The 14186-nt window shown below is 59.9% G+C and carries 13 protein-coding genes; 6 read left to right on the top strand and 7 right to left on the bottom strand.

The window, feature by feature from the left end; genetic code table 11:
- Positions 1–148 precede the first annotated feature (148 nt).
- Together ACIPL2_RS15860 and ACIPL2_RS15865 are read right to left on the bottom strand one after the other, a co-directional pair.
- On the bottom strand, positions 149–1096 hold the full coding sequence (locus ACIPL2_RS15860) for an alpha/beta fold hydrolase (RefSeq protein WP_401357769.1): 948 nt from the start codon (positions 1094–1096) through the stop codon (positions 149–151).
- 22 nt (positions 1097–1118) lie between these two features.
- On the bottom strand, positions 1119–2573 hold the full coding sequence (locus ACIPL2_RS15865; RefSeq protein WP_401357771.1) for a flavin-containing monooxygenase: 1455 nt from the start codon (positions 2571–2573) through the stop codon (positions 1119–1121).
- Positions 2574–2851: 278 nt separating this feature from the next.
- Between ACIPL2_RS15865 and ACIPL2_RS15870 the strand changes: the two genes are divergently transcribed.
- Positions 2852–3925 (top strand): diguanylate cyclase, encoded by a 1074-nt coding sequence (locus tag ACIPL2_RS15870; RefSeq protein ID WP_401357772.1) that lies wholly within the window; start codon positions 2852–2854, stop codon positions 3923–3925.
- Between the two features lie 243 nt (positions 3926–4168).
- The gene (locus ACIPL2_RS15875; protein ID WP_401357773.1) at positions 4169–5410 is read left to right on the top strand and encodes a M20/M25/M40 family metallo-hydrolase; all 1242 of its coding nucleotides are present in this window, start codon (positions 4169–4171) and stop codon (positions 5408–5410) included.
- 158 nt (positions 5411–5568) lie between these two features.
- Here ACIPL2_RS15875 and ACIPL2_RS15880 read toward each other — a convergent pair whose 3' ends face one another.
- From ACIPL2_RS15880 to ACIPL2_RS15890, 3 genes are all read right to left on the bottom strand, one after another.
- Positions 5569–6438, bottom strand: a complete 870-nt coding sequence (locus tag ACIPL2_RS15880; RefSeq protein ID WP_059402873.1) for an oxaloacetate decarboxylase — start codon at positions 6436–6438, stop codon at positions 5569–5571.
- A gap of 158 nt (positions 6439–6596) precedes the next feature.
- Positions 6597–7631 carry an arginine N-succinyltransferase gene (gene astA, locus ACIPL2_RS15885; RefSeq protein WP_401357775.1) on the bottom strand — a complete coding sequence of 345 codons (1035 nt, stop codon included), beginning with the start codon at positions 7629–7631 and terminating at the stop codon, positions 6597–6599.
- A gap of 61 nt (positions 7632–7692) precedes the next feature.
- Entirely contained in the window at positions 7693–8709 is a 1017-nt protein-coding gene (locus ACIPL2_RS15890) for an arginine N-succinyltransferase (RefSeq protein WP_401357777.1), read from the bottom strand.
- A gap of 578 nt (positions 8710–9287) precedes the next feature.
- On the opposite strand from ACIPL2_RS15890, the gene ACIPL2_RS15895 reads away from it, so the two are divergent.
- Together ACIPL2_RS15895 and cobF are read left to right on the top strand one after the other, a co-directional pair.
- On the top strand, positions 9288–9860 hold the full coding sequence (locus ACIPL2_RS15895; protein ID WP_401357779.1) for a histidine phosphatase family protein: 573 nt from the start codon (positions 9288–9290) through the stop codon (positions 9858–9860).
- Positions 9860–10615: a precorrin-6A synthase (deacetylating) gene (cobF, locus tag ACIPL2_RS15900; RefSeq protein WP_401357781.1), complete on the top strand. Its 756-nt coding sequence runs from the start codon at positions 9860–9862 to the stop codon at positions 10613–10615. Before ACIPL2_RS15895 ends, cobF begins: the two co-directional genes overlap by 1 nt.
- A 136-nt stretch (positions 10616–10751) precedes the next feature.
- On the opposite strand, the gene ftrA is transcribed toward cobF, so the two are convergent.
- Positions 10752–11726, bottom strand: a complete 975-nt coding sequence (gene ftrA / locus ACIPL2_RS15905) for a transcriptional regulator FtrA (protein ID WP_401357783.1) — start codon at positions 11724–11726, stop codon at positions 10752–10754.
- Positions 11727–11827: 101 nt separating this feature from the next.
- On the opposite strand from ftrA, the gene ACIPL2_RS15910 reads away from it, so the two are divergent.
- The gene (locus tag ACIPL2_RS15910; RefSeq protein WP_401357784.1) at positions 11828–12262 is read left to right on the top strand and encodes a rhodanese-like domain-containing protein; all 435 of its coding nucleotides are present in this window, start codon (positions 11828–11830) and stop codon (positions 12260–12262) included.
- A gap of 10 nt (positions 12263–12272) precedes the next feature.
- Here the strand turns inward: ACIPL2_RS15910 and ACIPL2_RS15915 are convergent, their stop codons facing one another.
- Positions 12273–12908: a type 1 glutamine amidotransferase gene (locus tag ACIPL2_RS15915; RefSeq protein WP_401357786.1), complete on the bottom strand. Its 636-nt coding sequence runs from the start codon at positions 12906–12908 to the stop codon at positions 12273–12275.
- Positions 12909–13242: 334 nt separating this feature from the next.
- Here ACIPL2_RS15915 and ACIPL2_RS15920 point away from each other — a divergent pair, with 334 nt between their 5' ends.
- Positions 13243–14022, top strand: a complete 780-nt coding sequence (locus tag ACIPL2_RS15920) for an ABC transporter substrate-binding protein (RefSeq protein ID WP_401357788.1) — start codon at positions 13243–13245, stop codon at positions 14020–14022.
- Positions 14023–14186: the final 164 nt, after the last annotated feature.

Consider the following 14186-nt stretch of genomic DNA (forward strand, 5'->3'; position numbering starts at 1 on the left):
TCGTAGCAACTATGGCCCCTGTAGGAGCTGTCGAGTGAAACGAGGCTGCGATCTTTTGATCTTGCCCCAGTCAGAATCGCTGCAAGGCAAGATCAAAAGATCGCAGCCTCGCAAGCTCGACAGCTCCTACAGAGAATTTAGGCAGCAGTTACAGGTGAGAACGGCTTTCCGAGCGCAGCGATGACAAAAATTCCCCATACAGGCGCGCCGTGCTCGTGGGCAGTTCCACCATCGGCATGTGGCCGATGTGGTCCCAGACTTCCACTCGCAGATTTTCGATGCCTTTGCTCCAGATCGCCACGCTGCTGACATCGATCAAGCGATCCTTGTGCCCCCACAGCAACAGCGCCGGGGCCTTGATGTCGGGGAGTATCGGCTCCATCGGCGGGCTGGCGCGGAAGCCGTTGAAGATCTCTTCCAGCTCATCGCGACACTGTTCATATCGCTGGGCAATAGCGTCCAGCACCACCCCCGGCACCCACGGTGGCTCGGCCATGGTCATGGCATAGAGTCGGCGGAATTCTTCCCGGGAGTTAATCAGAAACGGGTTATGACCCTTGGCCAGATGCCGCTCCAGGTCGCTGGCTTCGGGGGCGGTGACGCCGGCCGGGTCGATCAGGGCCACCGAAACAATGCGATCCGGGTACGTGGCCGCGAGCCACGCCGCCATGTAGCCGCCCATGGAGTTGCCGATCACATGGACCTTCTCGACTCCGCAGACGTCGAGCAACTGGATCATCCGTTTCGCCTGCAAGGGAATGTCGTAGCCGCCGCCCGCCTTGAAGCCGGTTTCGCCATGGCCGGCGATGTCGGGGATGATCACCCGATAGTTGCCGACAAAATGCCGGGCAAAGCGCAGCCAGATGTTCTTGTCGGCGCTGAACCCGTGAAGCATCAGCACGCTGCTGGAGGCTTCGTACGGCCCGCCTTGCCAGGTGGAGACGGTCATTTCGGTGATCGGCACGACAATCTTGTGCAGCCGATACAGCTTGGCCTCCACCGCCATATTCAGGTTATAGAGCCAGTGCCCGATGGCCGGGTAACTCAACCAGCTCCAGGCCGCGAAAACCGCGATTGCGACAACCAACACAAGCATCAGGCGACTTCCTTCTACGAGATCAGGACAAAATGTGATCGGCGGGTTTCAGCGCCCGGGTCAACCGGTGATAGCTGAAACTGAACCCTGGAAATATAGCAATCACATGACCGCTCTTGCTTTGATACCAACTGTGGCAGCCTCCGGACTTCCACACGGTACGTTTCATCTCTCGATGAATCATCTCAGTGTAGGTACGTTCCGCTTCGGGGCGTACTTCGATACTGCGCAAACCTTGATCTTTCAGTGTACGGATGCAATCGAGGATGTAATTCATCTGGGATTCGATGATAAACAGCGCCGATGTATGGCCAATGCCGGTGTTCGGCCCGGTGACGATGAACAGGTTGGGAAAGTCCGGCAGGCTGGTGCCCAGATAGGCTCGCGGGTACTGGGCCCAGACATCTGTGAGCCGGGTGCCGTTTTTGCCGCTGACGGGGTAGGAAATCACCCCGTCGGTGGCGTCGTAACCGGTGGACCACACAATCAGGTCGACGTCGATGTGCTGGCCGTCCTCAGTGAAAATCCCGGTTTCGTCGATCGAAGCGATGCCTTGCTCGCGGCAGTGCAGCGTCACGTTATTGCGGCCGAGTGCCGGGTACAGGGTGCTCGAGAGGAGGATTCGTTTGCAGCCAATGGTGTAATCCGGCGTCAGTTTTCGCCTGAGTTCCGGGTCGGGCACTTGCCGTTTGAGAAACCGCAAGGCGTGTCGCTGGACAATGCGGATCACTAGTGTCGAATACTTGAAGCCAATCACTCGGCTTTCGCACTGCCAGTAAATCATCCAGCGCAACAGCGTGTAGGCCGGTTTCAGGCCCAGCAACCAGCGCTGGAACCGGCCAAACGTGCGATCGGCGCGGGGCAATACCCAATGGGGCGTGCGCTGGAACACATGCAAGTGATCGACCTGCGGCGCAATCGCCGGGATGACCTGGGCCGCACTGGCGCCACTGCCGACAATCGCTACACGTTTTTGCCGATAGTCGTAGGCGTGATCCCAATTATTGGTGTGAAAAGTCTTGCCCCGGAACCGCTCCTGGCCCTCGAAGCGTGGGACGACCGGTTGGCTCAGCGGCCCGGTGGCATTGATCAGGAACTGCGCGTAGAACGTACCTTTGCCGGTGGTGTGGACTGCCCAGTGTTTGCGCTCGTCATCCCATTCGATGCGCTCGACATTGGCCTGCAGTTCGACCTTGTCGCGCAAGCCGAAATGTTCCACCACGTACTGGGTGTAGCGGTGCAGTTCGGCCTGTTCGGCGAACATCTGCGTCCAGCGGTAAGGGGCGAAGGACAGCGAGTAGAGCGGCGAGGGCACATCAACCGCGGCGCCGGGGTAGGTGTTCTGGCACCAGGTGCCGCCAAAAAAGTCCCGCCGTTCCAGCAGGCGAAAATCGCCGATGCCGGCATTCAACAAATTGATCGCCGCGCACTGACCGCCAAAACCGCTGCCGATGATCAACACTTGAAAGGTTTGCATGGGCTTCCTTGGTCATCGTTGTCGATCGAACCCTCTCTTCATGTATAGCCAAGATGCGGTTGCTTTTGTAGGAGCAAGGCTTGCCCGCGAAGAACGATAACGCGGTCTGCCTGATATTCCGCGTTATCGTTCTTCGCGGGCAAGCCTCGCTCCTACAAAAGCAAGCGCGGTATTCAGACTGCTGGCCGGTGATGGCTATTTAACGTTGCCCTGATAGACTTCCCGGCACACACGCAGGCCCGGTGTGATCAGGTTCCGTTCAGTGGCACAGAGGCCCTATGGGAAAAACGGGAGGAAAGGGATTTTCATTGGCCAGGAGGCTCTATACATCGCGAACCCTGGGGTTGGCCCTCGGGCTGCTTTGTGTGGGCGCGGCAATGTACCCGCTCAACCCGGCACCGTGGGTTTGGGTGGTGATGCTGCTTAATGCCTTTATCTGGCCACACCTGGCCTATCAATGGGCGCGTCGGGCGAAGATTCCTTATCACGCCGAACATCGCAACCTGCTGGTCGATGCGTTTCTGGGTGGCTTCTGGGTCGCCGCCATGCACTTCAATCCGCTGCCCAGCGCGACCACCATTTCCATGATGGCGATGAACAATGTGGCCATCGGCGGTTTGCGATTCCTGCTGGCGGGCACCGTCGCACAAGTTCTTGGCGTCGGCGTCGGCTGGCTGATATTCACGCCGCTCTTTATTCCTGAAACCAGTCAGTTGCAGCTGTACGCCTGTTTGCCCTTGATGGGTTTGTATCCGCTGGCGCTGGGCTGGATCTGCTTTCGCCAGGCGCACATGCTCGGTCGGCAAAAGCGTGAACTGCTGGCCTTGAGCCGCACCGACAGCCTCACCGGCCTGCTGAACCACGGCGCCTGGAAGGATCGGCTGGACGTCGAGTTCCAGCGTTGCCAACGCCAGCAGCAGGGCGGGGCGATTGCGCTGATCGACATCGACCATTTCAAAACCATCAATGACACCTACGGCCACGTTGCCGGGGACATCGTCCTGCGTCAGCTGAGCAAGATGCTCAAGCAGAACTTGCGGGCGGCCGATGTCGCCGGTCGCTATGGCGGTGATGAGTTTTGCGTGATTCTCCCGGACCTTCCGCTCAACAGCGCCGCTGCCGCCATGGATGCCCTGCGTGATCGCTTCGCCACCCTGGGTTACGAGCAGAGCCCGGCGCTGAAAGTCAGCCTGAGTATCGGCCTGGCCTCCTTCAACCCGGCCCACACCGACGCGACCCTGTGGCTCAACGACGCCGACCAGGCGCTGTACGAAGCCAAATCCACCGGACGCAACCGGGTTATCTGCTGCGACGACGGCAGGCCCCAACACGAATTACTCAATTCGGTCTGACCCTTCACCACAAATCTAATGTGGGAGCGGCGGTGCGACGATTCGACTTGCTCGCGAATGCGGTGGGTCAGTCGACACAGGTATTGACTGATGCACCGCCTTCGCGAGCAAGTCGAATCGTCGCACCGCCGCTCCCACATTTGATCTCGATCAATCAAGTCGATAGGCGTCGCTTTCGGTATGGAGCCATGCGGCTGAGTCAGGTAGGGTTTGAGCTCCCCGACACGAAACAAGGATCGATTCATGACGTTCAAACTCCCTCGTTCCCTGCTGGCCACCAGTTTGGGCCTGACCCTCGCGCTTGGCGCCTTCGCTCCCGCCGCTTTCGCCGAACCGCACAAACAAGTCCTCGCCGACGCCGAGCAGTACAAGGGCGAAGCCCTGAAATTGCTGGAACGGCTGGTGAACATCGACTCCGGTTCCGGTTATGAGCCGGGCCTGACTCAAGTCAGCGACATCGCCGTTGATGAACTGAAAAAGCTCGGTTTTGCCATCGAGCGTGTCGCGAACACGCCGGATAAAAGCAGCCATGTGGTCGCGACCCTGAAAGGCACGGGCAAGGCGAAAATCCTGCTGATGGCGCACATGGACACTGTGTTCAAGGAAGGCTCTGCCGCCGAACGTCCGTTCCACATCAAGGACGGCCGAGCCTACGGGCCGGGTGTGATGGACGACAAGGGCGGCATCGTCGCCGGGATCTATGCGCTGAAAGTCCTGAAAAACCTCGACTTCAAGGACTACGCGCAAATCACCTTCCTGCTCGACGCCAGTGAAGAAACCGGCTCGGACGTCGCCACCGACCTGATCAAGAAAACCGCCAAGGCCCACGACGTCACCCTCAACCTCGAACCCGGTCGCCCGGCGGACGGCCTGGTGGTCTGGCGCAAGGGCAGCGCGACCGCCGTCGTCGAAGTCAAAGGCAAGGCTGCTCACGCCGGTGTCGCGCCGGAACTGGGTCGCAACGCAGCCATGGAGGCAGCACACCAGATTTTGCAGCTCGGCAAACTGGGCGATGAAGCGAAGAAAACCACCATCAACTTCACCGTGATCAAAGCCGGCGACCGGACCAATGTGATTCCGGACCAGGCCACGGCCAAGGCCGACGTGCGGGCGGCGGTGCCGGAAGAGTTTGACCGGATCGAAAAGGACCTGGCGCGGGTTTCCAAGGATAAGTTGATTGCCGATACCGAAGTCACCACCACCCTTCAGCGCGGCTTGCCGCCGATGCCGCAGACACCGGAATCGGATCGGTTGATGACGATGGCGCAGGGGATTTATGGCGAGATTGGCCGCAAGTTGACCGAGGAAGGAAGCGGTGGGGCGGCGGATGCGAGTCTGTCTGCGGGAGTGGGCACGCCGACGCTGGATGGGTTCGGCATTGTTGGCGGGAATATTCATACGCCTGAAGAATATGCCGAGGTCGAGAGCGTGGCGCCGCGGATTTATCTGTTGTCGCGGATGATTATGGAGTTGGCCAAGAAGTAAATCCTGGCGGTGACGCGACTGGCGCCTTCGCGAGCAAGCCCGCTCCCACATTCGATCACCTGTGTACACAAATCTTGTGACCGACAGAGATCAAATGTGGGAGCGGGCTTGCTCGCGAAGGCGTCGGATCGGTTCACACCGTCAAAAGCACTGAACCCTCACTCCTTTACACGCATAAACTCTTCCGCCCAACGAATGTAATCCTCTGGCTGGGTATAGGTATGCGTCAGTTCGGTCGCGCTCAAGTCCGATGCCTCGGTAAAAATCTGCCGTTGTTCGCGCAGGCTGTCGTACGTCGCCTTGATCGCCGCAAAGTACGCACCGTGCCCATCGATGGTGACCCGCACGCCCAGTTCGGCCAGGCGCTTGTCGTCGCGCAGCGCCGGGTTGCCGTAGGTGACCAGCATCAGCGGCACGCTCAGGTGCTCGGCAATCTGTTCCAGATGATTGAAGTCCTGAATCCCCACCATACAAATGCCGTCCGCGCCCGCCGCCTGATATTGCTGGGTGCGGCTGATGATTTCCTGGACCGGCAAAATCCCCGCATGGGTTCGAGCGATAATTGCCATCTCCGAGTCGCAGCGGGCTTCCAGTGCCGCACGAATCTTGCCGACGCCTTCTGCCACCCCGATCAGGTCGGTGGACTTGCGGCCGAATTGGGCTGGCAGCAGGGTGTCTTCGATGGTCAGGGCGGCGATGCCGGCGCGTTCGAGCTCGACGATGGTGCGCATGACGTTGAGTGCGTTGCCGTAGCCGTGGTCAGCGTCGGCGATAACCGGCAATTGCGCCACACGGCCGATGCGAGTGGCCTGTTCGGCGAACTCGCTGAGGGTGATCAAGGCAAAGTCCGGGGCGCCCAGTACCTGCAACGACGCAACCGAACCGCCAAGAATCCCCACTTCAAAACCCAGATCAGCGGCAATGCGGGCCGACATCGGGTCGAAGACCGACGCCGTGTGGTAGCAGGCGTTGGAGGCGAACAACTCGCGGAAGTTACGGCGCAAATCTTGATGAGAAAGCCTGGACATATGAGTTCCACCAATGGAATGGAAGGGCTTGAGCAAAAGTGTCAACGCCGAAGGAACAAAAGGCTATCACGTGAACGGGGGGAGAATGATGACGAATTTAACAAAATAACCTCATCACCCACGATGCTTTCTAACAGGACAGGCGCAAACCCGAACCATCACGCGGCCGCGGCTTGTTGCTGTTGATTGAGCAGCGGCACGGCGCGTACCGAGTTGCCGGGTTGCAGTTGCAGGCGTTTGGCGGTGAGGCGGTCGACGATCAGGCTGTTGCCCACTCGTCGCGCCGGGGCGGCGGTGATGCGGCAGTTTTCCAGGCGTCGATTGTGGATCAGCCAGACTGGCGCCTCGTCGTCCGGTGCGCCGATGGCCAACACCAGGGATTGGCTGTCACGTACGGTGCGGATTTTCGAGATCGGCGCCTCGATCACCGGGCCAGCGTCGAAGATGTCGATGTAGCCTTTGTGGGCAAAACCTTCGGCCGTGAGGATTTTCAGGGCCGGTTCGGTGTTCGGGTGAGCCTTGCCAATCACCGCTTGGGCCTGTTCGGTGAGCAGGCAGGTGTAGAGCGGTTGGCGTGGCATCAGTTCGGCGATGAACGATTTGTTGCCCAACCCCGACAGGTGATCGGCGTGGCTGAAATCCATTTTGAAAAAGTGTCGGCCGAGACTGTCCCAGAACGGTGAGCAGCCTTGTTCGTCGGCGCTGCCACGCAGTTCGGCGATGAGTTTGTCGCCGAACAGGTGCGGGTACTCGGCAACAAACAACAGGCGGGCCAATGACAGCAACCGACCGTTATGGCCCTGGCGCTGATCAGGTCGCAGGAACAACGAGCAGATTTCCGATTGCCCGGTCATTTCATTGTTCAGGAACAATGTCGGGATTTGCCGCTGGATGCCCAGGTCCGGTGACGAGCTGACCGTCAGCCCGACCCGGTAGTTGTACCAGGGCTCGCGCAGGCCAACGGCCCCCGACAGGGCACTGACCCCCACCACTTGCTGATCGTCGTCTTCAAGCACGAACAGGTAATCGGCATCGGCGCGCTCGACCTGTTCGGCGAAGGTCCGTTGCGCCCAGCGAAGCCGGTGGGCCAGGCGTTCTTCGCTGGCCGGCAGGGTGCTCAACCCGCGACCGGCCAGCCGCACCAGTGCCAGCAAGGCGGGCAGGTCGGTGACGTGAACCGGACGGACAATCATGATGCAGCTCCTTCTTCGCGCCTGCTCGGGCGCCGTCGTTGGGCACGGGGCCGGGTGATGCTCACAGGGCGATCAGCCGGATCGGGCTGCCTTCGGTCACGTTCAGTGCCGCGCACATGTCCTCGCTCAGCACCACGGTTTGCCCGGCGTTGTAGTCCAGTTCGGCGACGATGGCGCGATAGTCTTTCAGCGCGTCGTTGCTCACCAGATAGCGGCCACGGGCATCGATGGACGAACCCGGTTTTGCCATGCCGGTCTGGCTCCGGGCAATCGAGCGGATGTTGGCGGTGCGGGCATACAGCGTCGGCCCGCCATCGAACAGGTCGACGTAGCTGTTGGTCTCGAACCCTTCGCACTCGAGGATATCGAAGGCTTCCTGGCCATCGGGGTGGATTCGGCCGATGCAGTCCTGCGCCGCTTGAGGCAGCATCGGCACATAGATCGGGTATTGCGGCATCAGTTCGGCGAGGAACGTGCGGCTCTCCAGACCGCAGAGCCGCTCGGCCTCGGCGTAGGGCAGGTCGAAAAAATGCTTGCCCACGGCGTCCCAGAACGGCGATCGCCCGTCATCGCTGCTGAAGCCGACAATCTCGGTGATCACCGCTTCGGCAAAGCGCTGCGAATGAGCGGCAATGAACAACAGCCGCGCCCGAGACAGCAATTCGGAAAACGGCGTTCGCACCAACGCCGCGTCAATATGAAACCCGCGCAACAAAGTGTGGCCACTGAGGTCGTGACACAACGACAGCGCTGGTACGCCGTGCTCGATGTTCAGTTCTCGCGAGGCGCTGGTGAAGTGCCGATTGCGCAGGCTGTAAAACGGTTCGCTGAAACCGGCGGTGGCGAGGATTTCCGAGCAGCCGACCAATTGCCGGGTACTCAGATCTTCCAGCACGAAGAAGTAATTCTCCGGGCCGTGACCCTGGACGTCCTTATCGAACGAGGCGCAGGAGTCGAGGATTCTCTCGCGCAAGCGTTCGGTATCGTCCGGCAAGGACGTGACGCCTACCAGGCTTTCGCGAGCAAGTCGCTGTAACTGGGGCAGGTCGGTTAACGCGACTGGACGTAAAGCCAGCATGGATGCACTCCTGTATCAAAGGGCCCGGCGGTTGGCACCGAACCTGACTATCACTGTCGGTTTCCACGCGTTGAATCAGCGGTCGCTTGAACAGATCAGGCGCCACTCTTTTTTTGTCAGCCGTTACGTGAGGCGCGCAGCACCAAGTTCGCACTCAGGTTGTTGAAGTGCGGATCGGACGCGTATCTGGCTCTGGGAGAACGGAGGCGGTGGTCGATATCGCTGAGAGAGGGCATCCGGGCTCCTTGCTGGATGGGTGTGTCGTTTTTCAATTGATGTTCCGTTTAATCAGTATTTATTTATAGCCCGCTCTATGTCTAGTGAATTTTTGTGCGCTTTTTCCACGCCCCGCAATGGAGCGAAATGCCCGTCTGACGCGGGCTACACGTATGTCGACAGAGTTTGTAGGCCATCGCCTATAGAGGTATCGGAGGTAGCCTTTTATCTTGGATGAAATGTGTTTGAGAACCAGGCTTGGCGGTTGAAACGAAACACCCCCGAAAAGCCCTTCTTACGGCACAATTGCCCAATTATTGGCGGCAAGCCGGTTTCCCTTCCTATCAACAGAGTGATCCTCAGTGCAGGCAACCCGTTTGACCCTGATGTGCCACGCACGAACCGTCGCACAAAAACTGGCGCGTTTTCCTACGGATGAGCCCCTGGAGATGGATGGTGCATCGGCCAAGGGTTCCCGTAGCCGCCAGTTCAAGGGGACACCACGCCTGGTGTGTGGCCCGGAACTGCGCACCCGGCAGACTGCGGAGTTGTTCGGCAGTGATGTGGAGATTATTGCGGCGCTGGGTGACTGTGATTTCGGACGCTGGAAAGGTGCGCGGATCGACGATTTGCAAACAACCGAAGCGGAAACGCTCCAGGCCTGGCTCGATGATCCGGACTCGGCGCCCCACGGCGGCGAGTCGGTGGCGCAACTGGTTGAGCGCGTGGCCGCGTGGCTGACCACACTGACGGCGACACCGGGGCATGTCGTTGCCATCACCCATCCGTTTGTCATTCGCGCTGCGCTGACGCACGTGCTGCAAAGCCCGGCATTCAACCTAATCGACGTTGAACCGCTGTCGGCCATCGAGTTGCGGTTCAACGGCCGCTGGCGGATACGCTTCCTGGGCATGGACCCTGAGGAAACATTTTGATGAAAAAACTTCTGGTCATCGGTATCGGCGCCGGCAACCCCGACTACATCACGATGCAGGCGGTTAAGGCGTTGAACCTCGTCGACGTGTTTTTCCTGATGGACAAGGGCGAGAGCAAGGACAAGCTGATCGACCTGCGTCGCGAGATCTGCGAGCGCTACATCACTGATCGCGACTACCGCTTTGTCGAAGCCCACAGCCCGGAGCGCGAGCGTGGGGATGTGGACTACAAGACCAGTGTCGAAGATCTGAACCTTGCCAAGCAACTGACCTTCGAACGGCTGATCAATGAGGAAATGACTGACGAGCAGTGCGGCGGTTTTCTGGTCTGGGGCGACCCCGCGTTGTACGACAGCACGATTCGGATCTTGCAGGCGATTCTGGCCTCAGGCCGCTGCGCCTTCGAATTCGACGTGATCCCTGGCATCACCAGCGTCCAGGCGTTGGCGGCTCAGCACAAGGTGCCGCTGAATCGCATCGGTCGCTCGATCGAGATCACCACTGGCCGGCGCCTGGCAGCGGGGCAGGTGAGTGATGCCGACAGTTTGGTGGTGATGCTGGATGCGCAAGATTCCTACCATCAGGTGGCGGATCAGGAGACGGAAATTTACTGGGGAGCCTACCTGGGGACGCCGGATGAAATCCTCATCAGCGGCAAACTCAGGGAGGTGGCGGATGAGATTGAGCGGGTGCGCAAGGCTGCGAGGCTGGCCAATGGGTGGATTATGGATACCTATCTGTTGCGTAAGCCTTGAGAAAATCGGTGTCGGTTCTGGCGCCTTCGCGAGCAAGCCCGCTCCCACACTAGATCTCCTGTGTACACAAATCCTGTGACCGATAAAGATCAAATGTGGGAGCGGGCTTGCTCGCGAAGGGGCCCGCAAAGTCACCTCAAGAAATCGCTTTAACCTCCCGCCCAAACCGCTCCCGATACACCGACGGTGGCACCCCGACCACGCTACGAAACGCCACCCGGAAACTCTCCACCGAACGATAACCACAGCGCTCGGCAATCTGATCGGTGTTGTGGCTCGTGCTCTCTAGCAACTCACGCGCCCGACCGAGGCGCTCATGCTGCAACCAGGCCTTGGGTGGCATGCCCGTGGCTTCGGTGAAACGACGTAGAAACGTCCGTTCACTCATGGCCGCCTCGCTGGCCAGTTCGCGCACCTCCAGCGGTTCATGCAAGCGCTCGCGCGCCCACTGCATCACGCGCGAAAGATCGCTACGCGGCGTAGGACTGACCGGTGTCGGAATGAATTGTGCCTGGCCGCCGGTGCGTTGCGGCGACATCACCAGGCGCCGCGCCACCGCGTTGGCCACCTGGGTGCCGAAGTCCCGCGCCACCAGATGCAGACAAGCATCGATACCCGCCGCACTGCCGGCCGAGGTGATCAACTGACCGGAATCGACATAGAGCACGTCCGGGTCCACCAGAATGTTCGGGAACCGTTCGGCCAGTTCAGTCGCGTAGCGCCAATGCGTGGTGGCGCCGTGACCGTCGAGCAATCCGGTGGCCGCGAGCACGAACACGCCCGAGCAGATCGACAGCAACCGCGCGCCGTGGGCATGGGCCTGGCGCAGGGCCGCGAGCAAGGCTTCGGGCACCGGCGCGCTACGGTCGCGCCAGCCGGGAATGATGATGGTCCGGGCTTGCTCGAGCAGTTCCAGGCCGCCATCGGCGAGCACGTGAATGCCGCCCATCGCGCGCATCGGGCCTTGATCGACAGCGGCGATCCGATGCTCGTACCACGGGAAATCGAATTCCGGCCGCGCCAGGCCAAAGATCTCCACGGCGATACCGAATTCGAAGGTACACAGGCCGTCGTAGGCCAGGATTGCGACCAATCCAGGGGTGGGCTGCATTTGGCGGAAAGTTCCCGGTGAGTGTCTTGTGCGCCACTGTAGCCTCAAGCGCCGGGCGGATAAAGTCCTCTCACACCCACCGAGACTTTGGAGTACGACCCATGACCAGCCTGGTTCGCGCCATTCCCGCTGCCCCATCGGCCATTGCCCTGATGCATTTCAGCAACCGTCTGACCTTCGAAACCGATTGTTCCGACGTCTATGGCAGCCAACAGGCCGGCGAGGTGGATTTTGTCCTGGTGGACGTGCGCGGTCCGCTCGCATTCGAGCGTGGCCATGTACCGGGAGCGATCAACCTGCCGGGGCGACTGCTGACGGCTGAAAGTCTGGCGGCCTACGCAAATACCAGCGTGTTCGTGGTCTATTGCGCCGGCCCGCACTGCAACGGCGCCAACAAGGCCGCGGTGAAGCTGGCGGCGTTGGGTTACCCGGTCAAGGAAATGATCGGCGGGGTGACCGGGTGGCTGGATGAAGGGTTTGAGTTGAGTGTGGCGGCCCAGCGACCGATCAATGCCGTGATCGGTTGCGAATGTTGATCTTGCTGCTTTAAACCGCTTCAGCCCACCACTCATCCAGCGTCGCCTGCAACCACTCGAACACGGTTGCATAGGCGGCGCTGTCCGGCTCACCCCGTGGCAACGGCGACTCATCGGCAAAGTGTTCATTCAGCAGGGCCACCGACTCGGCGTTCCACTCTGGATGAAACTGCAGCCCCACTCGCGTAGGCCCCACGCGGTACATCTGCTGCTCACATTGATCACTGCTGGCCAGTAACTTTGCATTCGCCGGCAGATCGATCGCATCTTCGTGCCACTCCAGCACCTTCAGCGTCTTCCCCTCGACGAATCTCACGGTGGTCCAGCCCGTTTCGGTTTGCGCCATCCGCCGCACAGTGCCGCCCAGGCTCAGCGCCAACAACTGCGCGCCCAGGCAAATGGCGAACACCGAAGCGCCCTGATCGAGGCTGCCCGCCAGCCACTGACGTTCGGCTTCCAGCCACGCCGGTCCGGCAGTGGACTCATAAGGCCCGCCCAACAGAATCACCGGCGCCGCACCCACTAGCGGCAATTGCCCGAGGTCTGCGCGAAAGATGTTCAGCGTCACACCTCGGGACGCAGCCCACTCGGCAATCGCGCCGGGACCTTCGGCAGGGTGGTGCTGGATCAGGTTCAACGTGGGCATCACGTTTCTCTATGAGGGCTGGAGGGAGGGCAATGTGCCGCAAAAAATGCTTCATCGCCAGCGCGACTCGTCAGTCGGACCAATACCCCATAACTTGTAGGATTTGTCTGAAATCAGAGATTGTCTGACAGCCTTTGCACCGCCATGGCGCACACCTCTAAACAGCACAATCCGTCGACCACTTTTCTATACGTATTTGTCGCTTAAACACAATTTGCCCTCCGTAAGCCCCTCTAGACTGCCGGCCACTTCGGTCTTCACCAGCCACAAGCTACCGACCGCAAGCTGATAATCGAACGCTGCCAATAAAAGCCTCCGCACACAGGAGTTATAAATGAAGAAGCTAGTGATGTTCGGTGCCCTGGCACTGTCGATGTTGTCCCTGACCGCTGTGGCCGACGACGCCAAACCGATCCGCATCGGTATCGAGGCCGGTTACCCGCCCTTCTCGATGAAAACCCCTGACGGCAAACTCACTGGTTTCGACGTCGACATCGGCGACGCGTTGTGCGAGCAGATGAAAGTGAAGTGCACGTGGGTCGAGCAAGAGTTCGACGGCCTGATCCCGGCCCTGAAGGTCAAGAAAATCGACGCGATCCTGTCGTCGATGACCATCACTGACGACCGCAAAAAGAACGTCGATTTCACCATCAAGTACTACCACACCCCGGCGCGCTTCGTGATGAAGGAAGGCACCGACGTCAAGGACCCGCTGACCGAACTCAAGGGCAAGAAAGTCGGTGTGCTGCGCGCCAGTACCCACGACCGCTTCGCCACGGAAGTGCTGCAGCCGGCCGGGATTATCCTGGTCCGTTACGCTTCCCAGCAGGAAGCCAACCTGGACATGGTCGCTGGCCGCCTCGACGCGATGCTGGCTGACTCGGTCAACCTGGACGACGGTTTCCTGAAAACCGACGCTGGCAAAGGCTTTGCGTTTGTAGGCCCGACCTACGAAGACGCCAAGTACTTCGGCGGCGGCGCCGGCATCGCTGTGCGCAAGGGTGATAAAGAGCTGGCTGACAAATTCAACACCGCCATCACTGAAATCCGCGCCAACGGCAAGTACAAGCAAGTGCAGGACAAATACTTCAATTTCGACGTTTACGGCGAGTAATCCGGCCGTTCAAAAAAGTGGCAACCGTTGACGCGGTTGCCACTTTTTTTATGTTCTCCAATCCAGCAGCGATCTAATGTGGGAGCGGGGGGGGGGGGGGGGGGGGGGGGGGGGGGTGATAATATGTTAGATTTGTTAAAACAACAACAGCAACGCCCCCACCC

This window comes from Pseudomonas sp. NPDC086251, from assembly GCF_044746405.1.
Lineage (GTDB): Bacteria > Pseudomonadota > Gammaproteobacteria > Pseudomonadales > Pseudomonadaceae > Aquipseudomonas.